Here is a 26,417-nt window from a genome sequence, read left to right as displayed (position 1 = left end):
ATGGGATTATTTAAAAAAAATCCTTTTGGTCATATACTTTTTTTGAAGCTTTGGTTGATTCGCATTTTAGGCGTTTTATCCCATAGACGCTATCGTGGCTTTAATGAATTGCAGATTGATGGTAGCGAGATCATTAAGGATTTACCACCACAAGGCGTATTATTTGTATCTAATCACCAGACCTATTTTGCAGATGTTGTGAGCATGTTTCATGTTTTCAACGCGTCCCTATCTGGTCGTAATGACAGTATCAAAAATGTAGGCTACCTGTGGAAACCTAAACTCAACGTATACTACGTCGCCGCAAAAGAAACCATGCAAAGCGGTTTGTTGCCCAAGATCCTGGCATATGCCGGTGCCATTACCGTAGAGCGCACCTGGCGTGCCAAAGGTGAGGAAGTATCGAGAGCAGTCAATCCAGACGATACCAAAAACATAGGCGTGGCACTGGATGATGGTTGGGTCATCACATTCCCGCAGGGAACTACAAAACCCTTCAAACCTATACGCAAGGGAACGGCTCACATTATCAAGCAATACAAACCTATTGTCGTGCCTATTGTCATCGATGGTTTCCGTCGCAGTTTTGACAAAAAAGGCCTGCGCATCAAGAAACGTAACATTCTACAATCCATGGAGATCAAGGCGCCGCTAGAGATTGATTATGAAAATGACAGCGTAGAAAAGATTGTCGAGCAATTGGAGTTTGCCATTGAGCAACATCCTTCTTTCCTAAAAGTGATCCCAGAAGAAGCCCTCAAAGACATGGAAGATCTCAATAAGATGAGACGCTGGGAATATTAATTTCACTCTTCTTGAATCCTATACTACACTAACATCATAGCAGGTGGTTTGTAGGATTTCCGCTTTCGCGAAAGCGTTCATACCACTATCTTTGCCCTCTTAATCGACCCTATATGAAAATTTCCTACAACTGGCTCAAACAGTTCATCAATGTAGCAGATGATCTTGAAAAACACACGGCACTGCTCACCTCACTAGGTCTTGAAGTGGAAGGTGTAACGCCATTTGAAAGTGTCAAGGGCGGCCTGAAAGGTATTGTTGTAGGTCACGTTCTGGAATGTGTAAAACATTCCAATGCCGACAAACTTAATCTTACCAAAGTTGACATAGGTAACGAGGTGGTACAGATCGTTTGTGGCGCGTCAAACGTTGCTGCTGGTCAAAAAGTTCCCGTGGCAACTGTGGGAACGACTCTTTATGATGCCAAAGGTGAAGCCTGGAAAATCAAAAAAGGAAAGATACGCGGCGAGGAAAGTCATGGAATGATCTGTGCCGAGGATGAGTTGGGTCTAGGAACATCTCACGCAGGAATCATGGTACTGGATGATGATCTAGAAGTGGGAACACCACTTGCAGATGTTTTTGAAATTGAAAGCGACCATGTCATTGAAATAGGTCTCACACCTAATCGCGCAGATGCGATGTCCCATATGGGCGTCGCCAGAGATTTGAGAGCAGGTCTTGCAGTGCATGAAGATGCACCAGCTTTCATTACACCATCATTAAGCAGTTTTCACGTAGATTCTCGCGCCAATAGATTTGATATTGAAGTGGTCAATAATGAATTGGCTCCTAGATATTGTGGAGTGTCCATCAATGGGTTGAAAATAGAAGCATCACCCAACTGGCTACAAAATCGATTGAAAGCCATAGGCATTGCACCAAAGAACAATGTGGTAGATATCACCAATTATGTGATGCACGAATTGGGACAGCCGCTTCATGCCTTTGATGCGACTAAAATTGAAGGCAACAAAATCATCGTTCAAACCTTACCTGCTGGCACACCGTTCACCACGCTGGATGGTATCGTCCACGAGTTGCACGAGGAAGATCTCATGATTTGTGATACCGAAAAGCCTTTATGTATCGCTGGAGTTTACGGTGGTCAAAACAGCGGAGTCACTGATGGGACCACTAGTATATTTTTGGAAAGTGCTTATTTCAATCCTGTAAGCATCCGCAAAACAGCAAAACGTCATGGATTCAATACAGATGCGTCCTTTAGATTTGAGAGAGGCATCGACCCCAACATTACTGAAGATGCACTGAAACGTGCAGCGATCTTAATTAAAGAAATTGCTGGTGGCGAAATTACCAGCGATATTACAGACCTATATCCCAATAAGATCGAGGACTATGAAGTCTTCTTGCCCTTTGCAAAAATCGACTCGCTTATAGGACAGGAAATTGACCGAGCAGAAATCAAAGAGATTCTGAGAACTCTTGACATCAATGTAAAAAATGTAACGGAAACAGGCCTAGGGCTAAGCATTCCAGTATACCGGAATGATGTAAGCCGTCCTGTAGATGTCATTGAGGAAATCTTACGTGTTTATGGATATGATCGTATTGAAACGTCTTCCAAACTCAATGCTTCCATAGCGCCGAGTTCGAGACTAGACAGTTTTAAGATTGAGAATATTGTAGCCCAACAACTGATAGGGCAAGGCTTTATCGAGATGATGGCGAACAGCTTAACGGCTGCTAAATATCACGAACTTACGGAACAGATTTCGGTGAAGAATGAGGTTAAAATACTGAATCCGTTAAGTAATGACTTGTCGGTAATGCGCCAGAGTTTGCTTTATGGCGGGTTGGAATCTATTGCATATAATCTCAATAGAAAACAAAACAACCTTAAGTTCTTTGAATTTGGTAACAGCTATCATCAGTTCAAGGGACGCAGCTATACAGAGCAAAAACATTTATCAATGCTAACTGTAGGTAATGTACAGCCCAACTCCTGGAACTCCAGCAATGTAAAAGCAGATTTCTTCTTTCTTAAGGGTGCTGTCATTTCCATTTTAAAGAGATTGGGGATTGACACTATTAACGAGAAGGATACTAAGATGGACTTTTTAAGTGAAGGTCTAGCCTTAAGTTCTGGAAGTAAGCTGGTAGATATAGGATTAGTTAAAAAGAAGATCGCTAGAACGTTTGGTATCGACGAGCCTGTATTTTATGCTAATGTGTACTGGAGTGAGGTGTTGAAATTGGTAAGTAAAGATCATAAATCCATTCAGGAAATTGCAAAATCACCTGTAGTCAATCGAGACCTAGCTTTGCTTGTCGACGATAAAACTACCTTCAAAGAACTACAAACAGTCGCATTTCAAGCAGAGCGTAAATTGCTGAAGTCCGTAGACCTATTTGATGTGTATGAAGGCAAAGAATTACCAGAAGGCAAAAAGTCCTATGCATTGAGCTTCAAATTGCAGGACCTTGAGAAGACCTTGACAGATAAGCAAATTGACAAAGTAATGGACAAAGTTCAAAGTCAGCTGGAAAAACAATCGGGTGCCACAGTTCGCTGATACCGTGCGTTTAAAATAATCCTGACGCGGTTGATAGTTTTAAAGGTCCTCTACGACCTAAAGAATGAAGCTAGGATTTTACAAGCTTAATTTCTAACTTTCATACTTAATAAACTTCTATATGCTGCGCAGGACTAACATTGAGCAAAAATTACAGCAATCACGTAATAAAACGATCAAGGAATCAGATATCCTAGATCAAGTGAGGGAAATTCTGAAACAAGATGATCTTGTGGAAGATGCCATCATTGCTAGGATGAAGAGCCCGCAAAAGCCAACACCTCGCAATTCATTTGATTTTGATTTATTAGACAGTGATAAAATTTATCATGTAGATCAGATCCGTGACATATGTGTAAATTACAGATTGCGGTTTCTTGATACTCGATATTTTAAAAACGAGATACCACAGGAAGCGCTCAACAAAATCAAAAGATTAGAAAAAGAGCACGATACAACCTTAAGAGGTTTCAAAATCGTGGCACCGTCTAAGATGTTTAAACTAGAGAATGCAGACGATCCTTTATTGTTTGCCCCTATAGGTAACGGTTACTTTTATTTGATTCACAAATGGGGAAATGATTTAAATGCTTTTAGAAGAGCATGGGCATGGCCTTTCAAATCTTTGGAGAACTTGATTATTTGCACCTTACTGGTTAGTTTGTTAGCCGCTTATGCAGTTCCAAATGGAGTCTTCTCCAAGGACACCAGTGGCGTACAATTTGTGCTCATCTTCTTTTTTACATTCAAGTCCATTGCTAGTATGGTACTGTATTATTCATTTGCCGCAGGTAAGAATTTCAATACAGCCATCTGGAACAGCAAATACTTTAACGCATAATTGCTTTCTTTATAATAGTAGATTAATGTTGGAAACGTCTCTTTACAGAGACGTTTTTTTTATCTTGTCCATCTAATAATAAACTATGGCAGCACGCAGGCGCAACCCATTAATGGGCGGTATTTTCGCATTGATCATGATTGGTTTTGGAAGCTACAGATTGTTCATTCACTTTTCAGGAAGAGCGACTCTGGCCACCTGGCAACTAGTGATCACTGCAGCAGTGATCTTATATGGATTATTTGTTGCATACAGCGTGCTCACTCAAAAGTCAGAAAATCCTGAAGATTAATGGCCGATTCAAAATCAAATTACAACCTATTATTGGCGATCGCTTTTGTAGGGATAGGCTCTTGGAAAACCTATGATTATTTCAACGGTGATGAGAGTATGGCAACCTATCAAGTAGTCCTATCCATTCTTTTGATCGTATTAGGAATCTATCAACTGTGGCGTTGGAATGCCATGCGCCAAAAAAGCAATAATGGATAAAGAAAAGTTGGAGAAATCTAATTTTTAGTTTGCCTTCAAAGCAGCCATCTTGATTGCTGCTATCGCTGCTTCAGAACCTTTATTCCCATGAATACCACCGCTACGAGCTACAGATTGAGCGTGAGTATCATCTGTTAACACACAGAATATCACTGGAATTCTTGTCTTGTTCAAATTCAAGTCTTTGATACCACTGGTAACACCTTGACAAACAAAATCAAAATGAGCCGTTTCACCACGTATCACGCTACCTATCGCAATTACGGCATCTAGAACGCGCTTTTGTCTTTTACCAGGAACGCTAAAAGTGGATTCCTGCATCTTGCGGCAACCGTAAATCAATTCAAAAGATCCTGGAACATCGTACCTATAGATGGCATCTTTATGCATACCACAATCCAGTAGTGTATCCAGAGCGCCTTTGTATAGATTCTCTGTAATGTCGTCGTTCCATTCAGACACAACGATACCTATACGCATTTTTGATGCGTCTGGTAATTTACTCTTATCGTAATGGGATAAATCCTTACCGGCAGTAGCCATGATCTAGTTAGAAGCTGCTTGAGCCTGACCTAAAAGAATTTTGGCAGTTTGTGCTTCTGGAGTAGTTTCATACTCTTCTTCAATACGCTCAAGATTCTTGATAGCCGTGCTGTTATCTCCAGTTAAAAGCGCTGCTTGAGCACCTTTTAAAAGATATTTAGGCGTGGTAAATTCATTAGGAACAATATCTGCTGCCTCATTGTAATATTTGATGGCATCTTCAGCTTGATCAACTTGCATAAGCGCATCACCTATACCAGCTTTTGCGTAGGCTTCCATGATCGATCCATCGCCGTCATATGCAGTTAGGTAATCAATCGCATTTTGATAGTTGGTACCACCTAAATTAAGGTAAGCCATACCTGCTTGATAGTTGGCAATATTTCCAGCATCTGTACCGCTGTAGTTTTCGGCAAGTTTGATAAGTCCATATTTACCTTCACCACCTTCTAAGGCTAGGTTGTAAAGAGAATCTTGCTCCTCGCCTGTTGCGTTAACTGCTTGCTCATAAAAACTGAATGCTTGTGTGGATTCTTCCAGAGCCTCTTCAGCTTTTGGTCCTAGAATGAAAGCCGTGTACGCCCATATGGCCGCAGCGATTACCGCGATGGCGATAACAGTATAAAGAATAACGTTTTGATTCTTGGCAACCCATTCTTCGGTTTTGCCTGCGCCTTCATCAAGTGTTTCAAAAATCTCAGCCGTTGTCGACTCTTGCTCTTCAATTACTTCTTTCTCCTTCTGCGTTTTAGGCTTGTAACCTCTTTTATTGTATGTGGCCATTATCAAATTTATTGAACGCGCAAAAATATAATTTTTATCGGTATTAAAAAACGCGTTGTTACTTATTCTTCTAGAAGGCAATCCTTAAATTTGACGTCGCGTCGAGGTTGGAATCTTTATTTCGCTTTCGCGAAAGCGAACTCATCACAACCTTTTGTTTTTCAAATAATTACAACACAAATCATATGCATCTCAAATCCTTAAGTCTGGTCAACTACAAAAGTTTTGACAGCGCTGATTTTGAGATGGATGAAAAAATCAACTGCTTTGTGGGCAATAATGGCGTAGGAAAAACCAACGTGCTGGACGCAATCTACCATCTTGCCTTTGCCAAAAGTTATTTCAATCCCATTACGATTCAAAACATCAAACATGAAACTGATTTTTTTGTTATTAATGGGAAATTTGAAAAGGATGATCGAGAAGAGAATGTCGTGATAAGCGCCAAACGTGGTAATAAGCGAATTGCAAAGCGTAATGGTAAGGTCTATGAAAAGATTAGTGACCATATAGGCTTGCTGCCACTGGTCATCATATCACCAGCAGATCGCGACCTTATCATAGAAGGCAGTGAGACCAGACGTAAATTTCTAGATGGCGTTCTCTCACTGGACAATCAAAAATATCTGGAGCGACTTATCAACTACAACAAGTTGTTATCACAGCGCAATGCCTTGCTCAAGTACTTTGCGGCAAACCGTAAGTTTGATAGCGATGCGCTTGCCGTTTATGATGAACAAATGGTAGCGCTGGGCGCGTATATTCATAAGTGTAGGGTGGAATTTTTAGAACGCTTCACTCCTATTTTCAAGGATTTTTATGCAAAGATTTCCAGAAAGGCAGATGAAAAGGTGGACATTTATTACAAGTCTGATTTTCTTGATGCCGACCCTGCTACGGTTTTCAAAGATGCCCAGCAAAAGGATTTGCAGATTCAATACAGCACTGTAGGCATTCACAAGGACGATCTGTTGTTTTCTTTAGATGGTTATCCCGTAAAAAAATATGGTAGTCAAGGACAACAAAAGAGCTTTTTGACCGCTTTGAAATTGGCTCAATTTGAGTTCATAAAAAGTGAAAGCGGGACCGTTCCCATATTATTACTGGATGATATTTTTGATAAGCTGGATGAGAGTCGCGTATCGCAATTGATCGAAATGGTCAATGATGAACAATTTGGCCAACTATTCATAAGTGACACGAACAGTGAGCGTACGGAAGCTGTTATCAAGAATGTGAATCAGTCCTATAAAATGTTTGAGTTATGAAGAATCTAATCATTGCAGTTTTTACAGTTTTGCTGGTAAGTTGCGCTAATGATAGCAACAGTGAAAAAATCAAAAACCTTAACGGCTACTGGAATATTGATCTAGTGGAAAAGCCAGATGGCAGCCAGAAGGAATTCCCGTTTACCAATCACATGGATTTTTTTGAAGTGAATGGCAATAGCGGCACCAAGAGTCGTGTAAGCCCTACATATGACGGCACCTTTATTTCTTATGGCGATGCCGTAAAGTTTGAATGGGTGGACGATGAAAATCAAGTAGTCCTCAACTTTGCCAGCGGTGAGCAAGCTTATTCACAAATACTAAGAAAAGCTAACAAAGACGAAATGGAACTGGTTCATGAAGATGGAACCGTATATTACTATAAAGCCTACCAACCCGATGCGGAACAATAAAAAAGAGGAATTTGTGAGTATAAGCGACGTCTTGAAAGACTTCAAGTCGCAAAACAAACTATCCAAAGGTTTTTTAAAAGTGGACGTGGATGCCGCATGGAAGGAAGTTATGGGCCCTGGAGTTATGACCTACACGACGGGCATCAAGCTATCTGGAGAAAAATTATTCATAGACCTATCATCCTCTGTATTGCGACAAGAACTTTCCTATGGTCGCAGCAAGATTATAGCAAACCTCAATGAACATTTAGGGAAAGAGGTCATCAAAACCTTAGTACTTAGATAGTCCTTATTACTCTGGATTGATCCCAGTATTGAATTCTTCCAGAGACTGTGATTTTCTTAAGGCAGGTTTTTTAGAAATGGTTTTAGAGAACACCTTTTCATACAACTCATTCAAGCTGTCAAAATCTATACTATACTCTAGACCTAATCCTTGGTCATAGCCTTCCTGCTGTCCTATTTGCTGCAAGGCATTTTCGCGGTTAAATATTTTTAAGGTAAGCGTACCGGTTTGATTTAATAAAAATTCAATTTCTACATTACCAATCACCGCACGTTCTGTAGCCGTGGTGCTACCTACAGGAACCCCCAATTTACCGTTGATGAAAACCCGATCGCTTATTTGAGTGGTTAATGTAATTCCAAAACGGTCTGATCGCTGGATATCAGAGTTAGGATTACGCTCTGTTGCCTCATAGGTCACACCAAAATCCAAACGACTATCGCCACTGCTCACGATGTCATTCACGATTCCAGATAGACTTTCTATTAAGTTACCGGTAGCAGCATTTTGTGCTATACTATTAGGGTTGTAAAAGGATCCTGTTGCGATTAGCGACAAGGCTTGTCGTTGTCTTTCCGCTTTATCTTCCAGTCGATATTGCAACTCTGATTTTACCACAGAACTCACATTAGGAAAAACAATCTCAAATTCTGGATCAAAGAAGCTTAGGTCTCCTTCAAGGCTGGTGACAACCTTGACTGGTATTTGTGCATTAAGATTTGGGTTGTCCAACAAGACCGATGGGTTTGCTCTTGTGAGGTATGAAGCACTTACATCAATATTGGCATTTGTTGGGTCACCATTCCAGTCGACTGTACCTCCAGGTTCTATGACAAACTCCTTATTTACCAATCCTGCGTATTTGAAGTTATAAATACCTTCAGTAGCGATAAAGTCACCGTTCATGACGAATTTACCATTAGTATTGATTTCCAATAAAAGATTGCCATAACCGCTACCTCGCAAATAACTACCGTTTGTGGGATCTACCGTGATTTCAACTGTCGCAGTAGGCGTTACTTCTAGGTCAAATCGTAACTCCAATCCCGATACTTCTTTAATTTCAGTTTCCTCGCCAGATAATCTAGCTTCCTTCTCTTCAGGACTTAAAAAATAGATCGCAGAGGTATCGCCTAACGATTCACCATCGTCGATAGGTATTTTAAAAATTGTTCCTTCACCTGTGGTGGCAACTACATCAATAAACAATTCATCTGTAGGTCCAGTGATGGTAGCACTACCGTCTATGAAAGCTGTACCGTAATAAAGAGATTCTTCAGTGAGCTCTGTATCGAGTACTAAAAGACGGTCGGATTCTAGCGCTAAATCCAATTCCCAAAAACCAAAATTCTTATGGTTGATCTGTCCTTTTAAAAGTCCAGAGGTGTTGTATTTAGTGTCGGTTAATTGGATTTCTCCAAAATCGAAACTAGTGCTGGTAATATCAACCGTGGCCTTATCCTCAAAATCAAAATCTGTATTGAGGTATGGCACCTGCAATCCTGCATTGTTGAGTACTATTTGTCCAGATATTTCGGGCTCGGTCAATCTGCCTTGTGCCCTGGCCTTTCCTGTGGCCAGACCTCTTATATTATCTATAACGATACCACCTAGCGGACTTAAAGCCACTAAATTAAATTCATTGAAATCGGCACTAAGATCAAGTGTAGAATAATCACCACCAGTATTGATGGAACCGTCCACCGTGAATGTGCGCTGAACATCATCCTTAAGTTGAGCGTTTACATTGTAAACACTTAGATCTTCATTACCCTTAACCAGCATATCAAAATCGCCTAGCGGAGTATTATTTACCTCAAAGTTACTGATGGTAAAATTGCTTGATGGAGCGTAGTTACCATCAATCTGTTCGAGTTTGAGCTCACCGTCAATACGACCTCGCATCTTGAGACTGTCAATGGGTTTAGTTAGACTGGCAATGCGCACGCCATCAAATTTGAGGTTGACGTCCTTAGAATCCTTGCCGTCAATCATACCTGCGACAGTGATTCTCTCGTTAAGGTGTTGTGCTCTAAGTGTATCGAGTTTGAAGGTTTGGAAGTTATTATCAAAAACCAGTTTCACATCTTCTGCGCTGGGATTTATTACCCATTTCTTACCTTGATATCTAAGGTCACTACGGCGTATACCTACGACCGATTTATTCTCGTCGTTTATAGTGTGGTAAAAACTTAGATTGTATTTATCGTCTGACTGCTCTTCACTCGTAAATTCAGTTCTAAAGAGTAAGGTATCCTGACGTGTGACATTGATCAATTGAAAGTCTTTAACGTTATAAAAACCATTATCGATGTCATCAATTTTTATATAGGTGTTAAATAACGGGTTTTGGTTATTCACCTGGACATTAACTTGTTTCAGATCTACATCGAAAGCTTTGATCCTAGGTGTTCTAAAGGTGAGCCTAAATTGGGCCTCGTTACTTGCAACTTGGCCTTTGATGATTGTGTTTTCGCCTAGAGCGATATCAGGAAAAAATAGATCTACAATTTTATCATAGATCTTAAATTCATAATCAAGATATTGATCCTGGGTGATTTTATCAGATTTGTAATTGATGTAAACGTTACCAATCGCATTTTTAAAGAGCTCTGGAATCTCCTCTATCTTGAACTGTCCTCTTACCTCGCCTTCAATAATGTCTGTGCTGTTTATGGTAATCAAGCGTTCTTGTTCTATGAAGGTACTCTCAATAATAAAATCCTCAAAAAAGTAGGTGTCGTTGTCGTTCTGATAGCTGGCATCAGTAAAATTAATGGTTCCAGCGACGTCATTGATATCAGTACCGTTCATGTCAATTACCACATCACCTTTCAATATCGCCATACTATCACGAGTGAAAATGTTGGTGGCTCGCAAATCTGCGTAGGCAATTGAGGCTTTAAAATCGTAGGAATTAATTTCTTCAGTAATATCTACAAGACCGTCAAATTCCAATTGCAGATTGGGATCATTGATTTTGACGGTTCCATTAAATACCGGTTTGCGCAAATCACCATTGACCTTGATGTTGCGGTAATTGTAACCTTTAAAGCTTAGTCTACCTATATTCCCATTTAAACTTAACCTTGCATTATCTGGATCAAAGCCACGACCATCTACATTTAAGTCAAGGCTTATTTTACCTAGGTCTTTTGTTTTTGTAATACTACCTAGATTGAATCCATTGGTTTTTATATTACCGTTGTAGCCTATGCGTTCTGACCGAATTTCAGTCAGTCTCAGGTCTGTGCCAAAATTGCCTAGACGGGTACTTCCTGACAATTTTGAAACGACAGTGTTTTGGTCCACACTAGCATATCCATTGGCATTCACGGTACCTAATTGATTAAGTTCCGCAGGTAGTTGGGTCCCTAAGATATTGGGAAGCAGTTTTTTTAAATCGGTGTTGCTTACCTGTAATTGGTTAAAATCACCTTCAATATAGAATTGATCCACATCCCTAACAAGATTGCGCATAGACATGGTACCGTCAATACTCAAATCGTTTAAGGCGGTCATTTTGAGATCTGTAACCGTGAAGTCATTGAGCGTTCCCAGAATATTTCCCTCTACATCAATGCTTTCATTACTGACGAACTCATCGTAAAAAATATCCAACTCATTAGTTGCTAGACTGGCTTCTTGAATTTTGAAGTCCCAACGTACCTTATCTACAAAATCTGAAAAGTCACCAGGCTCATAATCAAATTGCAAATCGCCCTTTAGATATGAACCTAAGGTTTCAATATAAAGATCCTGCGCTTTGATTTGCGTAGGAGAATAATAGAAATCTGCCACTAGATCTTTAATGGTAAAGCCTTCACCGCCATTCTTTTCACTAACGGCACCGTTATACATTATAAAATTACCCTTTGTGATATCTGCAAAAAGTTCATCGCCGTCTATCCTAAAATTGTCAGCGTTCAAGTTGAGATTATCAGCAAAGAATATCTCTGGGTGATTTGCCTCTTCGTCAGTGATTCTGATGCGTGCATCAGTGAGTTGGATCTCGCCTGTTGATAATGTAAAAGGTTGCGTACTTGCTTGATCGCTGGCAAATTTTTTAAGGAACATATTGAGGTTGTCGCTTTCTTCACCTTCATAGCGCTTCATGTTGAGATACAGCTTATCGATCTTTACGTTACCCAGCACAGGTGCGTTGGATACCAATTCAGAAAAGCTTAGTATGGAACTACTTAGGCTTTGAAATGATATGATGGTATCTTGATGATGGTCTAGCGCGCGTGAACTTCCTAAATTGACATCACCATCGTACGTGATGGCTACCTTTTCAATGGCAATGTCCACATCATAGGTATCATTGAGATAATCCGTCAAGTAATGAGCGGTAGCGGTCTGTACAGATGGAAAAGAAAAAGCAATCACCAAGATGACAAATAGCGCTATCAGTACCAGCAGCGTTCTTCCCAGTATTTTAAAAAGCTTTTTAATAATAGATCAATTACTTTTGCAAAGATTACCAATTTCTATGCCCATACCATCCTCTAAACACGATAATTGTTTCATTCTAGCGATAGAATCATCTTGTGATGATACCTCATGCGCTGTGCTTAAAAACAATCAGGTTTTATCCAACGTTATTGCAGGTCAAAAAATACATGAACAATATGGTGGTGTGGTACCAGAGTTGGCTTCTCGCGCACACCAATCTAACATTATACCCGTCGTCCATGCTGCTCTAGCACAAGCAAATATCGACAAAAAGCAACTGTCAGCCATAGCTTTTACCAGAGGTCCTGGACTAATGGGAAGTCTGCTTGTGGGTGGTAGTTTTGCAAAGAGTCTCTCTCTAGCACTCGACATTCCATTGATTGAAGTTCATCACATGCAGGCGCATATTCTGGCCCATTTTATTGACCATGGTCAGGAAATGCCAGAATTTCCATTTTTGGGATTAACTATTAGTGGTGGTCATACCCAAATCGTGAAGGTGAACGACTATCACGATATGGAAGTCATAGGCAGTACGATGGATGATGCCGTAGGTGAGGCATTTGATAAATCGGGAAAAATTCTTGGGCTGGGTTATCCAGCTGGACCTATAATAGATTCGCTTGCGCGAAAGGGTAATCACGACGCCTTTAAATTCCCTATACCTAAAGCTCCTGACCTGGACTATAGCTTCAGCGGCTTTAAGACCAGTGTGCTCTATTTTGTCCAAAAACAAACACAGAAAGATCCAGATTTTATCCAAAACAATCTGGAAGATATTTGTGCGAGCATACAATACACTATCATTGAGATTCTGTTTCAAAAATTGAATAAAGCGGTCAAACAAACAGGAATCAAGTCTGTTGCCATAGGTGGTGGCGTGAGTGCCAACTCTGGTGTGCGTGAGCGCCTGCTTTCCAAACAAGAAAAAGGATGGAAAGTATTTATACCACCATTTGAATATACCACAGACAATGCAGCCATGATAGGTATTTCTGGATACTACAAATATCTACAAGATGATTTTTCATCGCTGGACATCATTACCCAAGCAAGAATTCCGATGTAACCATGCAATTATTCTACTTTTCACAGCCTGCCGCCACAGATGAGATTCTATCTCTTGAAAAAGAAGATACCCGACACATCACTAAGGTGTTGCGTAAAAAAGTAGGAGACGCCATTCATGTCACTAACGGTGAAGGTGATTTATTTGATGCTACCATTGTTCAACTTACCAGCAATAAGTGTCAGCTCCAGTTAAATCATTTAAGGTTTGAAGCGACCAAAAAACCTCAACTTCATATCGCTATCGCTCCTACAAAGATGAATGACCGTATGGAATGGTTTCTTGAAAAGTCAACCGAATTAGGCATCACGACCATCACACCACTATTGTGCAGCAATAGTGAGCGTAGAAACATTAAGGAAGAACGATTTGAAAAAATCATTATTAGCGCCATGCAACAATCATTACGGTTGCATAAACCAAAGCTAAATCCATTGACGCCTTTGCACGAGTTTCTGGAAACTGCCAGTGAAGACCTCAAACTCATTGCTCACTGTGAGGAAACTAATAAAAGACACATCACAGAGTTATTGGATAAAAAAATGGATACACTGATTCTAATAGGTCCAGAAGGTGATTTCACTCCAGATGAAATAGAAAAAGCCTTGGAACATCAATTTTCCCCAGTACATCTAGGACATACCAGACTAAGAACAGAAACGGCAGGCATTCATGTCGCGAGTTTGTTCAATGCGCTTATCCAGTAACAGAAATGCCAGCTGCTAGAATTTCAAGATCTTTGTCTTGCACGATGATTGCGACTTTGTAATCTGTTTTAGAATTGGTTTGTAATTGGAATGATTGTGTTCCGTTAGGTGTGTTTTTATCAATAGCCATGCGCTGGATCACGACATTTGTATTTCTCAATTGCTTTCTGGCATTTTCACCTTTCGCGACAGCGGTAGTCTCGTCATCAATAAGCAATAAAGCATAAGCTCTATCAAAATCCTTGACTTCATTCAATGCATAGGAAAAATCAACCGAGGTATTCTTTTTAGTGACAACCGGCGCTGGTAGTGCAGTGACGTTTGATTTATTGATCAGCGAGTTTTTGAGTGTTTTTTCTCTTGAACCCACAAACTCCTTATTACCATTAACCACCATTTGTGGCGTATAAACTCCAGAATTAAGCTCTGTGGCATAATCACGCTGGTATGCGGAATACTCCTTTTTAGAATACGGATCTTTCCATCCCAGGTAGTTCCAATAATCCACATGATAAGAAAGAGCAATCACGTTCTCGTCATCCTTAACTTCAGACAGTAATGCATCCGCTGGTGGACAGCTACTGCAACCTTGAGAAGTAAACAATTCCACGACGTTCACGCCGTTTTGGATTTGTTTTTCATTACTTTGTTCTTCTCTCTTGTTATGTTGAAATGCCAACATAGAGAAGGCTATAAATAAACTAAGTATTGGAAAAGTGATTCTTATAATGGGTCTAAATACCATATCGAGAGTTTTCATGCGTTATAATTCTAAAACTAATGAATAAAACGTTTATTATTTATGATTTTGTTAAAAATAATTAACCTTAAATTAACATTGAATCGATGAGAACGTTTTGCTTTACTTTATTAATCTCAACACTAGGGATTAGCACTTTATTTGCTCAAGAAGTCGCGGTGCTTAAATATGATGGTGGTGGTGATTGGTATTCTAATCCTACTGCATTACCTAACCTGGTATCCTATTGTAATAAAAACTTAGGAACTACTTTCTCTAATGATGTTAAAACAGTTGAAGCGCAAAGTATTGATATTTTTCAATATCCTTTTATTCACATGACTGGGCATGGTAATGTGGTCTTCAGTCAAGAGCAGATTGAAAATTTGAGGAATTACCTTTTGAGCGGTGGATTTCTACATATTGATGATAATTATGGGATGAAACCCTATCTTGAAAAGGAGTTAGTTCGATTGTTTCCTGACAAGCAATTGACCGAGCTTTCTGCTAACCATCCAATTTTTAGTAGTTATAAAAATTTCCCACAGGGTTTGCCTAAGATTCATGAACACGATGGAAACCGCCCACAGGCGATGGGAATATTTCATGAAAATAGGTTAGTTCTTTTATTTACTTTTGAGAGCGATTTAGGTGACGGTTGGGAAAGTCCAGAAGTCCACAACGATCCAGAAGAAGTGAGACAAAAAGCGCTCGACATGGGTGCCAACATCATCAAGTACGTATTTACTAACTAATTATTTATGGGTACAAGAGCTACCTCGCGAGCCATCGCTTTTGGATTACTAAGAGCACTACTTATTATTGCTGGTGTATTCCTTCTCGCTTGGTTTCTTTGGGAAATCCAGTCGGTATTGTTCTACATAGGTTTTGCTGCGGTGCTATCTCTAGTTGGACGACCTATTGTTCTATTCTTGAGAGACAGACTCAATTTTCCCAACACTCTGGCCGTTATCGTTACTTTAATTATTTTATTTTCAGTCATCGTCGGTGCGATACTGATGATCATTCCCGTAATCGCAGAGCAAGGCGAGAATATTTCCAAAATTGATATCGAAGAAGTCAAAGACAATCTAGAGATACTCAACACGCAAATCAGCGATTATTTTGGAATCAGTAAGGTGAACGTGCTGGAGCGCATTCAAAACCTTGAATTTGTACGGGAAAACCTGACCATGGACTTGATACCGCAGTTTGTCAATGGTTTGTTTGGTACTTTGGGAAGCTTGTTAATTGGATTATTCTCCATTCTATTTATTTCCTTCTTCCTCTTGAAAGACAGTCGATTACTTCTAGAAGGAGTTTTGGTATTCTCTAAAAAAGGTAATGAAGGCCAGTTTTTAAGAGCTTTTACTAAAATCAAGCAACTGCTCTCTAGGTACTTCATAGGACTAATTTTCCAAATCCTGATCATTTTTGTTCTCTATGGAATTTTGCTCTTGTCATTAGGTACTGAGAATGCGTTGATCATCGCCTTTTTCTGTGCGCTGCTCAATTTGATTCCTTATCTAGGGCCAGCCATAGGCTACTTTTTAATGAGTGCATTTGTCATAAGTGATAACCTTGGGGCCAACTTTACCGAAATCATTCTACCGCAACTTATTGTGGTGAGCATAGGTTACGGTATTATTCAGATGATCGATAATTTCTTGAACCAGCCTTTAATCTTTGGAAAATCTGTGAAATCGCATCCATTAGAAATTTTTATCATCATTTTGATTGCTGGATTACTGTTTGGGATCATAGGACTAGTACTTGCCATACCTACCTACACGGCGATCAAGGTCATTTCCAAGGAGTTTTTGAGCGAGTATAAAATCGTTAAGAAGCTAACGCAAAATCTGTAAAATCTAATGAATCATCAATTGTTGCAACCGCAGGTGAGAGCCTATCTGCTGCAGCATTTGCATGAGAATGCAGCGGTCTTTTTGTTGCGCTCACATCCTTTTCAGATCGATAATAAAGAGTTGGCGCAACAGCTCATCGGCCTTCAAAAAGCCCATTATAAATTCCCGGTTCTTTTTGAAAATGACCAGGTGATTTATCCGCCTAAGGTAAATCTTGAGCAAACCAGTAGTTGGGAAACAGCGGTCTATAAAGGCAGCATTATCAAGGGTGATAGCATGATTGATCTCACTGGCGGCATGGGAATAGATGATATCGCTTTCGCGAAAGCGTACTCCACAACCATCCACATAGAACTCGATCCAACACTTCAACAAATAGCCAACCATAATTTTAAAGCTCTAAATTCAGGAATTGAAAGCCACCAAGGAAATGGGATTTCTTTCCTCACATCTACAGAGGAAACATTTGACCTCATCTACCTGGATCCCAGCAGAAAAACGGCTGCTACCAACAAGGCGGTTTTATTGGCAGACTATGAACCAGATGTTACAAAGTATCAAGATTTGTTGTTTGAAAAAGGAGCCACTATCATGATGAAAACCTCGCCCATGCTGGATATCACTGCTGGGATGAGACAACTTGCACATGTATCTCAGATCCACATTGTAGCGGTAAAAAACGAGGTGAAGGAATTGCTCTGGATCTTGAATAGAAACAGCACGCAGACTCAAGTGACGGCAGTCAACCTAGCGACTGACCAACCTGATTTTAAATACACGCTAGATCAAGATGCACCTATTCAAATGGCAGAATTACAAAAGTATCTGTATGAACCCAATGCTGCGATAATGAAGTCGCAAGCTTTTGGTGAATTGAGCGCTCAATTTCAGGTTTCAAAAATTGATCAGGATGCGCATTTGTTTACGCATGACGAAATAATAAAATTTCCAGGGCGATCTTTTGAAGTTTTGAGCGTGCAGGACTACAAGCCTAAGGCGATCAAACGTCAATTTGGTAAAGGTGCGCATGCTGTTGTGACGAGAAACTTTCGCGAAAGCGTAAAAAAAATACGCACTATATTTAATTTTACAGAACACGAGACCAACTACCTTTTTTTTACCAGTATCGCTGGTCGCGGTCCTGTGGTCATAGAAGCTATTAAGATCTAGTCATGAAGAAAATCATCATCTTATCTGGCGCAGGTGTCAGTGCAGAAAGTGGTATCGCCACCTTTAGGGATGCTGATGGACTGTGGGAAGGACACGACGTGATGGAAGTCGCATCGCCACAAGGTTTTGAGAACAATCCTACCTTAGTCCTGGATTTCTACAACCAGCGTAGAGCCCAACTTCATACGGTCGAGCCTAATGAGGCTCACTATTGCATTGCGGCACTCGAGCGCAATTATGAAGTACACGTAATCACGCAAAATGTGGATGACCTTCATGAACGTGCTGGATCCACCAATGTACTGCATTTGCATGGCGAGCTGCTCAAGGCGCGCAGCACCTCAAATCCCAACTACATTGTGGACTGGACGGACGATATCACCGTGGCAGATTCCTGTCCAGAAGGTTCCCAAATGAGGCCACATATCGTGTGGTTTGGCGAGGAAGTTCCCGCTATGGAAACCGCGATCGAACTCACGGCGCAGGCCGATGCGGTAATCATTGTAGGCACGTCCCTACAGGTATATCCTGCGGCAGGTTTAATGCACTATGCACCACAAGAAACACCTATCTATTTGATAGATCCACGACCTAATCTTAAAAGTAATGGTAACTTAACCGTGATAGAAGAAAATGCAAGCACTGGTGTACGCAAGGCTTGTGACATGATTCACCTATCTCTAACTAACACATGAATACATTGAAAGTACCTATTCTCAAAGAACAATTAGCAGATTTATACCCGTACAAGGAATCACGTGTGCGCCTTGCGACTAAGTTCGTTCAGGAAGGTTCCATTGAGGATCTTATTGCCTATTGTCATCCTTCATCGCCCGTTTCCCACAAGGCGTGCTGGTGTCTGGAACAGGCTTACTATCTTTTTCCTGAAACCTGTTATCCACACATGGAGAAGATATTTAGTCTTTACACCACTCAAGTCAATGTGAGTGGTATGAGATGTTTGCTTAAAATAGGTTTTGAAGTTCTTAAGTCCTATTATGGGCCACGTGATCACGAGGTAAAACAATTGATCACTCAGGAAATGAAAGAACAATTAGTTAGAGCATCTTTTGACGCGTTGATCAATGATAGCGGTAGGTCTGCAAACTTGATGTATGCCACGAGAAGCCTGTATCTCATGCGCAATGAGTTTGATTTAATCCCACATCAACTACCCGTTTTTATTGAGCGGCTCATCATGGATCCAGAAAATAAAGGCTATCGCAGTTGCGGTCGTGAGATCCTTACTAAATTAAGCTGGCAAAAACAGGCTTAAGCGGCACATCTACAGTGCTGGATCGCTCTTAAAATCTTATTTTTGCAAGCTTTAAAGATCTACTATGTCCTTACAAGCTATTTCACCCATTGATGGTCGTTATCATACTAAAGTCGCAGCGCTGTCAGACTACTTTTCAGAAGCGGCACTTATCAAGTATAGAGTGCTTATTGAGGTTGAATATTTTATCGCTTTAAGCGAAAGCGGAATCGCCCAACTGCAACCGTTCAAGGAAGAAACTAAGTCACTACTACGCGATCTTTATCGCAACTTCACGGAAGAGGATGCGCAGGAAATCAAGTTCATAGAAAAGACGACCAACCACGATGTCAAGGCGGTTGAATACTTCTTAAAAAAGAAATTTGACCTCATGGATCTGGTGGCTCACAAGGAGTTTATCCACTTTGGACTTACCTCTCAGGACATCAACAATACCGCTATACCTCTATCTATTAAAGAAGCAGTTCAAGAAGTTTACCTTCCAGAACTGGAAGCTCTTATTTCTCAAATGGAAGTCCTTGTAAATGAATGGAAGGACATACCATTGCTGGCGCGTACTCATGGACAACCTGCATCACCTACACGATTAGGAAAAGAGTTTGACGTATTTGTCGTCAGATTAAAAGAGCAATTATCCACGCTTAAGAATATTCCCAATGCAGCAAAATTTGGTGGCGCTACAGGAAATTACAACGCGCATCATGTAGCTTTTCCTCAAGTGGACTGGAAAGCCTTTGGATCTGATTTTGTAGAAAACAGATTAGGACTTAAACATAGTTTTCCCACCACGCAGATTGAGCACTACGACTTTATGGCTTCGCTTTTTGACGCCATGAAACGTATCAACACCATATTGATAGATTTGGATAGGGATATCTGGACCTATATATCCATGGACTATTTCAAGCAAAAAATTAAAGCTGGTGAAATAGGATCCAGTGCCATGCCTCATAAGGTCAATCCTATCGATTTTGAAAACAGTGAAGGTAATTTAGGTCTTGCAAATGCCATTTTTGAACACCTATCGGCAAAGCTTCCTGTATCTAGGTTACAACGTGATCTTACAGATTCTACGGTGTTGCGTAATGTAGGTGTGCCCATTGCGCATACGATCATTGCTTTCAAGGCGACGGCTAAAGGATTGGATAAATTGCTTTTGAATTCTGATAAGATAGCCCAAGATCTTGATAACAACTGGGCCGTTGTCGCAGAAGCTGTTCAGACAATTTTGAGACGCGAGGCCTATCCTAATCCTTATGAGGCATTGAAGCAATTGACAAGGACTAATGAAAAGATTACAGCCACCAGCATGGCTCAATTTATTGAGGGTCTGGATGTAAGTGAATCCATTAAAGAAGAATTAAGAGTCATCACACCTTCTTCATTTACAGGTATTAAACCCTAATTAATAAGTTAATTCCTACTTAATTGGGGCGAAGTTAACGACCTCAACGAGACTATAGTTCTAGTTTTAAATTACAACCAAAAACTAAAACTATGAGTTTACTAACCATCATCTTGAATATTTTTATTCCGCCCCTAGGTGTAGGCCTAGCTAAAGGATTCGGTAAGGATTTTATTATCAATTTAATCTTGACCCTTATATTCTTTATACCAGGAGTGATCCACGCATTTATCGTGACCTCACGATAAATATTTAAATTGCTAAGAAAAAGAGAAGAATGGCGCCCGTTGGGCGCCATTTTTTTATCCTAGCTTTTTAGCCTCATTCCAGAAAATATCCATTTCGGCAAGAGTCATGTCGCTCAAGTTTTTTCCCAGTTCACCTGCTTTAGACTCCAGATATTGAAAGCGTTTGATAAATTTTTTATTGGTGCGCTCCAGCGCGTCCTCTGGATTGACTCCTAGATGCTTGCCATAATTGACTAAGGAGAATAGCACATCGCCAAATTCTGCTTCAATAGCATCCTTGTTGCCGTTGTCTACCTCTTCTTGAAGTTCTTGCAGTTCCTCTTCCAGCTTTTCCTTGACCTGCTCTGGTCGTTCCCAGTCAAAGCCTACACCAGCAACCTTGTCTTGAATTCGCGAACTTTTTACCAATGCCGGCAAACTTTTAGGCACACCTTCCAACACACTTTTTTTACCTTCTTTAAGCTTGAGCGCTTCCCAGTTTTGCTTGACCTCTTCTTCATTGGCTACCTCAACATCGCCATAGATATGTGGATGCCTTGATACCAGCTTATCGCATATCCCATGAGCCACGGTGGCAATATCAAAATCGTTAGTTTCAGAGCCTATTTTGGAGTAAAAAACAATGTGTAGCAACAAATCACCCAACTCCTTAGGGATCTCTTCTATATCATTATCCAGTATCGCATCGCCCAGCTCATAGGTTTCTTCAATGGTAAGATGTCGAAGGGATTGCAAGGTCTGCTTACGGTCCCATGGACATCCTTCCCGCAACTCATCCATGATAGTAAGCAATCGGTCAAGCGCTTCCAGTTGTTCTTTTCGGTTATTCATGCAATAGGTTTATGATAATGTGGTAAGTTCTTATTTTTGATTGTGGGTGGTTGAATGATATCGCTTTCGCGAAAGCGAACTCAACAACAATCACTTTGGTATAAAATTAGATAGCAAGTTGCCAAACGCAGTACTTATGAAATACTTTCTTATCACTTTTTGTTCACTTTTTATGCTGAATGCGGCTACAGCGCAAGATTTTATTGCAGATGCTGATATGTCAACGACCGTAATGAAAGCCGACGATGAGATGAAAGTACTTTATTTTACGGCAAGCTGGTGCGGTCCTTGCCGCATGATGAAACCTGGCATTGAAAAAATGGCCAGCGATCCCAAAGCTGTGGCTACTATTTATAAAATGGACATTGACCAGAATATTACCGATGATATTCTCAACATCGCTGGCGTGCCTACTTTCGTATTTTTAAAAAACGGTACGGTGCTGGGACAGCACACCGGCGCGATGGCAGATGCAGACCTGAAAACGCTTTTTGCAAAGCACGCCATCATGAAACCTACCAAGGAGCTCCTAGCCTATCAACCGGTACCTAGCGACTTGAAGGTGATCGCTGGTGCTCATCCCAAACTGACCAAGACCAATCTACAAACCTTATGGCATAGCGATGCCAACTTGAATAAAATGGCGTGGTCCATCCACAACAATCTGACAGATATTAAGGATCTTCAAGCAGGATTGGTACTGGTAAATAGATCCTTTGAAATCAAACCATCTAGTAGTACCTTGTTTTTAAAAACAAGCTATCTAAAGAAATTGGGAGCCAAAAAAGAAGCACTCGCCACTGCACAGAAAGCTAGAAAAATGATGGTTGCCAACGGTGAATACACAGGTACTCTCGATAACCTAGTAAAGGAAATTAAAGGTTAGTCTTCTATTCTCTCCAGCAGGATGGCCTGAAACTCTTCCCAACATTGTGTGGCAGTAACCTTAGTTCCAGTAAGGCTTAAGTCAAGACAGTCGTAAAGCTTTCTACTCTGCTCGTTAGGTGTTAGTTCCTTGAGATGCTCTAGCTCTTCCAGATAAATAGAATCATTAACTCTTGAGGCCAGCTTTGTTCTATAAACTGGAAATTGTCCAAAATCCCTAAATACCTTGCTCATGGAATTCATCTGGTCATAAGCCTTTTCATATTCACCAACCTTTTCATAGTACATAGCGCTTTCTGCTGTTTCCATGGAGTTTTTGAGATGTCTCATGATTCGCTCACTTCCAAAATCATATTTCAAAAAGGCTTTAGCCAGTTGGCCGAAGCTTTTACCATCGTAAACGTTGTAAAAATTCACTAAAACAAATTCTCCACCCTTATTCTCTTTGAGATACAGCACTAAGAAGTTCACTAGATCTTGCTGATCCTGAGTAACCACATCCAAGGTGACTACAGATACATTACCATCTTGCCTGGTATCCAGCAATCTGACCACATACTGTTGATTTGCAATGGCTGTGGTCAACGCGGCGATACTTTGACCCAGCGTATTCACTAGCGTACCCATAATTAAGGATTGTTCCTGTGCGCTGAATTGGTAGAAATTTTTACCCAAACGTTTTGAGAACGACTTATGGTCAAATTGATCCATAACCACATGAGGTCTGTTGGTGCCAATGGCATCCATAAGGCTCACTGCTGTCATGTGTAGTTTTTGTTGTTGTTCTTTGTTTAATTGTAGGTCTGGCTCGACTTCAGGTTCTGACTTACAAGATATAAAAGCAATGGTAATGAAAAGAATAAAGTAAAGGGATCGCATAAAAAAAGGTTGATATTCAAAGGTATTACCCATGAACATCAACCTATGAAGAATTGAAGTGTTTTTTAAATGCCTTTTACAAAATCACTATAAAGGTCATTGAATTGATAGCCTTCCGTAAATCGTTTTTTACTGAGCTTGTCAAATTCCACAAGCGCCCAAAGAATAAACTCCTTTAAAAAATAACGATCTTCTTTACTGGTTTCTGGCTGGTGTTTTTGCACCAGATCTTCCAGTGGCGTTACCTGATCAATCAGTGCTCTATAATCAGAATCATTGAGTTCATCCAATAGTTCCAAAGCATCATTATTAAAGAACCATTCTACCAGCTTATCGTATGGTGTTTCTTCATCTGGCTTCTTGAGTTTTTTGAGCTCTGGGAAATAAGATGGGAACAAAGTCTTGATAGCATCACCGATTAATTCGTTTGCGACAAAAGCAGCACCTTCTTGCTCACCTTCATAAACCAGTTCAATCTTTCCAGTGATGGAAGGAATCACTCCAGCAAAATCAGATAGACGTATCACAGTCCTATCATCACCATTCATAAGGGAACGACGCTCTGCAGTACTTAATAGATTTTCATAAGCTGTGATGCTCATACGAGCACTCACGCCGCTCTTTTCATCTACATATTCTGATTCACGTGCGGAAAAACTGATTTGCTCGAGTAGGTCTTTAGCCAGTTCCGGAACATAAACGGTTTCCTTGATGCGATCATCGTTACGGGCTTCCTGTTGGGTAATCGTTTTGGCAATCTCGATGCTCTCTGGATAGTGAGTTAGGATTTGTGAACCTATTCTATCCTTTAATGGCGTCACAATGCTACCGCGGTTAGTATAATCTTCTGGATTGGCAGTAAAAACAAACTGCATATCCAGTGCTAGTCTTAGTTTGAAACCTCTAATTTGGATATCACCTTCCTGTAAAATGTTGAAAAGCGCCACTTGAATTCTGGCCTGTAAATCTGGAAGCTCGTTGATGACAAAAATACAGCGATTCGCTCGCGGAATCATACCGTAGTGAATCACGCGATCATCGGCATAACTCAATTTGAGGTTAGCTGCTTTGATGGGATCAATATCTCCTATCAAGTCTGCTACCGTAACGTCTGGCGTGGCTAGTTTTTCATAAAAACGATCATCGCGATGTAACCAAGATATAGGAGTGTTATCTCCATGTTCCTCAATGATCTGTTGCGCAGTTCTAGACAACGGTGCCAGTGGATCATCGTGAATCTCACTATCAGAAACAAATGGTATATACTCATCCAACAAACCAGTCATCAGTCTTGCAAGTCGTGTTTTTGCCTGTCCACGTAAGCCTAAAAGATTGATGTTGTGTTTAGACAAAATGGCGCGTTCTAATTCTGGTATCACGCTATTCTCATAACCATGAATTCCTGTAAAAGAATCTTTACCGCTTTTGATATTCTCTTTAAGATTATCTCTCAACTCGTCTTTGATGGATTTTGATTTCCATCCAGAGTTTTTGAGTTCGCCTAATGTCTTTATATTTTCTATGTTCATATTTTTATTGTCTTCCCGTTGATTAACGGAATCTATTATTGACTATATCATTTATCGTTCGAGATAACTACACCGTTCTTTGAAGTAGTTTTCAATTGAGCTCGAGCAAGTATTCTAATTTTCTATTTCAATCTCTTTCTCCTATTGGCCTCATAATCATGAAAGATCATTTCTCCTAACCCTTGGAGGCCAGTGAAAAATGCCTTTCCTTGATTAGCCTCAGTGAATTCATCAATGAAACGTTGCAAATAAGGATCATTAGCAATCATAAAAGTGGTAATGGGAATATGCAAACGTCTTGCCTGTGCGGCCATCGTGTAGCATTTTTCCACAATATATTCATCCAACCCATTGGAGTTTTTATAATAACGACCATCTTTCAATCGCAGGCAACTGGGTTTACCATCAGTGATCATAAAGATCTGCTTATTGGTATTTCTCTTGCGGCGCAAAATGTCCATGGCCAGTTGTAAACCAGCTACTGTATTGGTGTGGTAAGGTCCAACTTTTAAATAAGGTAAATCGGCTATTTTGATGGGCCAGGCATCGTTACCAAAAACGATGATATCCAGCGTGTCCTTGGGATAACGTGTGGTAATCAATTCGGCCAGCGCCATGGCTACTTTTTTTGCAGGTGTGATGCGGTCTTCTCCATAAAGAATCATGGAGTGTGAGATATCAATCATCAACACCGTACTCATTTGTGCTTTGAATTGCGTGTCCTCAACAATCAAATCACTTTCTGAAAGATAGAAATCGTCCATCCCATGATTGATCTGCGCGTTGCGCAAACTCTCGGTCATGGAAATGCGATCCAGACCATCGCCAAATCGATATTCTCTAAAATCACCGGTATGTTCATCACCAGATCCTAATTTATCGGTCTTGTGGTTACCAGTATTTCCCTTGCGCATGTTCCCAAAAATCTGATTCAAGGCATGTTTGCGCAGCAGTTGCTCCGTTTTGGCCGTGATCGAGTATTTTCCCGGTCCACTGCCTTCCTCGTCTCCTTCTCCATCGCCACCAGCGTTGGGATCAAATTCTTCTCTTATATAGCCACGTTCTTTAAGATCTTCTATAAAATCGTCGATGGTATATTCTGGCGTAGTGAGCTTGTATTCCTTATCCAGCTCGCGCAACCAGTCAATGGCCTCGTCAAAATCTCCTGAAGTATGCGTGATCAGCTCTTTGAAAATATCAAACAACTTATCAAATGGATCCAACTCTTTGGGATCGTAGAATTCAAACTTAAAGCCGCTGCGTTCCTGTCTCGTCATAGTTTAAAGATAGTCGTCAGACGTGAAGAAAATTTACGCTTTTGGTCTTTTAACACGCCTTTAGCTGCAAGGAGTCATCGGTAAAAATCACTGGAGTTGATGATTGTGATGAGTT

26 protein-coding genes are annotated in these 26,417 nt (G+C 40.5%); 18 read left to right on the top strand and 8 right to left on the bottom strand.

Annotated elements, in window-relative coordinates; translation table 11 throughout:
- From BST86_RS03205 to BST86_RS03185, 5 genes are all read left to right on the top strand, one after another.
- The gene (locus BST86_RS03205) at positions 1–804 is read left to right on the top strand and encodes a lysophospholipid acyltransferase family protein (RefSeq protein ID WP_055412429.1); all 804 of its coding nucleotides are present in this window, start codon (positions 1–3) and stop codon (positions 802–804) included.
- A 113-nt stretch (positions 805–917) separates the two neighbouring features.
- Positions 918–3,341 (top strand): phenylalanine--tRNA ligase subunit beta, encoded by a 2,424-nt coding sequence (pheT, locus tag BST86_RS03200; RefSeq protein ID WP_105981995.1) that lies wholly within the window; start codon positions 918–920, stop codon positions 3,339–3,341.
- 121 nt (positions 3,342–3,462) lie between these two features.
- Positions 3,463–4,182: a hypothetical protein gene (locus BST86_RS03195; RefSeq protein WP_105981994.1), complete on the top strand. Its 720-nt coding sequence runs from the start codon at positions 3,463–3,465 to the stop codon at positions 4,180–4,182.
- Positions 4,183–4,267: 85 nt separating this feature from the next.
- Entirely contained in the window at positions 4,268–4,474 is a 207-nt protein-coding gene (locus tag BST86_RS03190; RefSeq protein WP_105981993.1) for a hypothetical protein, read from the top strand.
- The gene (locus BST86_RS03185; RefSeq protein ID WP_105981992.1) at positions 4,474–4,674 is read left to right on the top strand and encodes a hypothetical protein; all 201 of its coding nucleotides are present in this window, start codon (positions 4,474–4,476) and stop codon (positions 4,672–4,674) included. The genes BST86_RS03190 and BST86_RS03185 overlap by 1 nt, the downstream gene beginning before the upstream one ends.
- 24 nt (positions 4,675–4,698) lie before the next feature.
- Here BST86_RS03185 and ribH read toward each other — a convergent pair whose 3' ends face one another.
- Both ribH and BST86_RS03175 read right to left on the bottom strand, forming a co-directional pair.
- Positions 4,699–5,217, bottom strand: a complete 519-nt coding sequence (gene ribH, locus BST86_RS03180; protein WP_105981991.1) for a 6,7-dimethyl-8-ribityllumazine synthase — start codon at positions 5,215–5,217, stop codon at positions 4,699–4,701.
- Between the two features lie 3 nt (positions 5,218–5,220).
- Positions 5,221–6,000, bottom strand: a complete 780-nt coding sequence (locus BST86_RS03175; RefSeq protein WP_105981990.1) for a tetratricopeptide repeat protein — start codon at positions 5,998–6,000, stop codon at positions 5,221–5,223.
- 185 nt (positions 6,001–6,185) lie between these two features.
- Here BST86_RS03175 and recF point away from each other — a divergent pair, with 185 nt between their 5' ends.
- Genes recF through BST86_RS03160 form a run of 3 tightly spaced genes read left to right on the top strand, consistent with a single transcriptional unit; the run spans position 6,186 to position 7,967 of the window.
- Positions 6,186–7,268 (top strand): DNA replication/repair protein RecF, encoded by a 1,083-nt coding sequence (gene recF, locus BST86_RS03170; protein WP_105981989.1) that lies wholly within the window; start codon positions 6,186–6,188, stop codon positions 7,266–7,268.
- Complete coding sequence (locus BST86_RS03165; protein ID WP_105981988.1) at positions 7,265–7,681, top strand: lipocalin-like domain-containing protein; 417 nt, start codon at positions 7,265–7,267, stop codon at positions 7,679–7,681. The genes recF and BST86_RS03165 overlap by 4 nt, the downstream gene beginning before the upstream one ends.
- Complete coding sequence (locus BST86_RS03160) at positions 7,668–7,967, top strand: DciA family protein (RefSeq protein ID WP_105981987.1); 300 nt, start codon at positions 7,668–7,670, stop codon at positions 7,965–7,967. The genes BST86_RS03165 and BST86_RS03160 overlap by 14 nt, the downstream gene beginning before the upstream one ends.
- A 6-nt stretch (positions 7,968–7,973) precedes the next feature.
- On the opposite strand, the gene BST86_RS03155 is transcribed toward BST86_RS03160, so the two are convergent.
- The gene (locus tag BST86_RS03155) at positions 7,974–12,356 is read right to left on the bottom strand and encodes a translocation/assembly module TamB domain-containing protein (RefSeq protein ID WP_242446447.1); all 4,383 of its coding nucleotides are present in this window, start codon (positions 12,354–12,356) and stop codon (positions 7,974–7,976) included.
- A gap of 103 nt (positions 12,357–12,459) precedes the next feature.
- On the opposite strand from BST86_RS03155, the gene tsaD reads away from it, so the two are divergent.
- Positions 12,460–13,491, top strand: a complete 1,032-nt coding sequence (tsaD, locus tag BST86_RS03150) for a tRNA (adenosine(37)-N6)-threonylcarbamoyltransferase complex transferase subunit TsaD (RefSeq protein ID WP_105981985.1) — start codon at positions 12,460–12,462, stop codon at positions 13,489–13,491.
- 2 nt (positions 13,492–13,493) lie between these two features.
- Positions 13,494–14,198, top strand: a complete 705-nt coding sequence (locus BST86_RS03145; RefSeq protein ID WP_105981984.1) for a 16S rRNA (uracil(1498)-N(3))-methyltransferase — start codon at positions 13,494–13,496, stop codon at positions 14,196–14,198.
- On the opposite strand, the gene BST86_RS03140 is transcribed toward BST86_RS03145, so the two are convergent.
- On the bottom strand, positions 14,188–14,880 hold the full coding sequence (locus BST86_RS03140) for a DUF1223 domain-containing protein (RefSeq protein WP_172443305.1): 693 nt from the start codon (positions 14,878–14,880) through the stop codon (positions 14,188–14,190). The two genes, BST86_RS03145 and BST86_RS03140, sit on opposite strands and share 11 nt — an antisense overlap.
- A 164-nt stretch (positions 14,881–15,044) precedes the next feature.
- Here BST86_RS03140 and BST86_RS03135 point away from each other — a divergent pair, with 164 nt between their 5' ends.
- The 7 genes from BST86_RS03135 (at position 15,045) to BST86_RS03105 (ending at position 20,901) form a co-directional block, all read left to right on the top strand.
- Positions 15,045–15,692: a DUF4159 domain-containing protein gene (locus BST86_RS03135; RefSeq protein ID WP_105981982.1), complete on the top strand. Its 648-nt coding sequence runs from the start codon at positions 15,045–15,047 to the stop codon at positions 15,690–15,692.
- Between the two features lie 6 nt (positions 15,693–15,698).
- Entirely contained in the window at positions 15,699–16,802 is a 1,104-nt protein-coding gene (locus BST86_RS03130; RefSeq protein WP_105981981.1) for an AI-2E family transporter, read from the top strand.
- A gap of 6 nt (positions 16,803–16,808) precedes the next feature.
- Entirely contained in the window at positions 16,809–17,972 is a 1,164-nt protein-coding gene (locus tag BST86_RS03125) for a THUMP-like domain-containing protein (protein WP_105981980.1), read from the top strand.
- Positions 17,973–17,974: 2 nt separating this feature from the next.
- Positions 17,975–18,667, top strand: a complete 693-nt coding sequence (locus BST86_RS03120; RefSeq protein WP_105981979.1) for an SIR2 family NAD-dependent protein deacylase — start codon at positions 17,975–17,977, stop codon at positions 18,665–18,667.
- Positions 18,664–19,248, top strand: a complete 585-nt coding sequence (locus BST86_RS03115) for an adenylosuccinate lyase (protein ID WP_105981978.1) — start codon at positions 18,664–18,666, stop codon at positions 19,246–19,248. The genes BST86_RS03120 and BST86_RS03115 overlap by 4 nt, the downstream gene beginning before the upstream one ends.
- Positions 19,249–19,312: 64 nt before the next feature.
- Positions 19,313–20,653: an adenylosuccinate lyase gene (gene purB, locus BST86_RS03110; protein WP_105981977.1), complete on the top strand. Its 1,341-nt coding sequence runs from the start codon at positions 19,313–19,315 to the stop codon at positions 20,651–20,653.
- 92 nt (positions 20,654–20,745) lie between these two features.
- On the top strand, positions 20,746–20,901 hold the full coding sequence (locus BST86_RS03105; RefSeq protein ID WP_055412409.1) for a YqaE/Pmp3 family membrane protein: 156 nt from the start codon (positions 20,746–20,748) through the stop codon (positions 20,899–20,901).
- Positions 20,902–20,955: 54 nt separating this feature from the next.
- Here BST86_RS03105 and mazG read toward each other — a convergent pair whose 3' ends face one another.
- On the bottom strand, positions 20,956–21,732 hold the full coding sequence (gene mazG / locus BST86_RS03100) for a nucleoside triphosphate pyrophosphohydrolase (RefSeq protein ID WP_105981976.1): 777 nt from the start codon (positions 21,730–21,732) through the stop codon (positions 20,956–20,958).
- Positions 21,733–21,868: 136 nt separating this feature from the next.
- On the opposite strand from mazG, the gene BST86_RS03095 reads away from it, so the two are divergent.
- On the top strand, positions 21,869–22,618 hold the full coding sequence (locus tag BST86_RS03095) for a thioredoxin family protein (RefSeq protein WP_105981975.1): 750 nt from the start codon (positions 21,869–21,871) through the stop codon (positions 22,616–22,618).
- Here the strand turns inward: BST86_RS03095 and BST86_RS03090 are convergent.
- From BST86_RS03090 to BST86_RS03080, 3 genes are all read right to left on the bottom strand, one after another.
- Complete coding sequence (locus BST86_RS03090; protein WP_146126699.1) at positions 22,615–23,496, bottom strand: hypothetical protein; 882 nt, start codon at positions 23,494–23,496, stop codon at positions 22,615–22,617. The genes BST86_RS03095 and BST86_RS03090 overlap by 4 nt on opposite strands.
- A gap of 65 nt (positions 23,497–23,561) precedes the next feature.
- The gene (locus BST86_RS03085; protein ID WP_105981973.1) at positions 23,562–25,025 is read right to left on the bottom strand and encodes a magnesium chelatase; all 1,464 of its coding nucleotides are present in this window, start codon (positions 25,023–25,025) and stop codon (positions 23,562–23,564) included.
- A 122-nt stretch (positions 25,026–25,147) separates the two neighbouring features.
- Positions 25,148–26,302: a vWA domain-containing protein gene (locus BST86_RS03080; RefSeq protein ID WP_105981972.1), complete on the bottom strand. Its 1,155-nt coding sequence runs from the start codon at positions 26,300–26,302 to the stop codon at positions 25,148–25,150.
- Positions 26,303–26,417 lie beyond the last annotated feature (115 nt).

It is taken from the genome of Nonlabens agnitus (assembly GCF_002994045.1).
Classification (GTDB): Bacteria; Bacteroidota; Bacteroidia; order Flavobacteriales; family Flavobacteriaceae; genus Nonlabens; species Nonlabens agnitus.
Note: the sequence above shows the minus strand (reverse complement) of the source record. Positions and strands in the feature narration are given on the sequence as shown.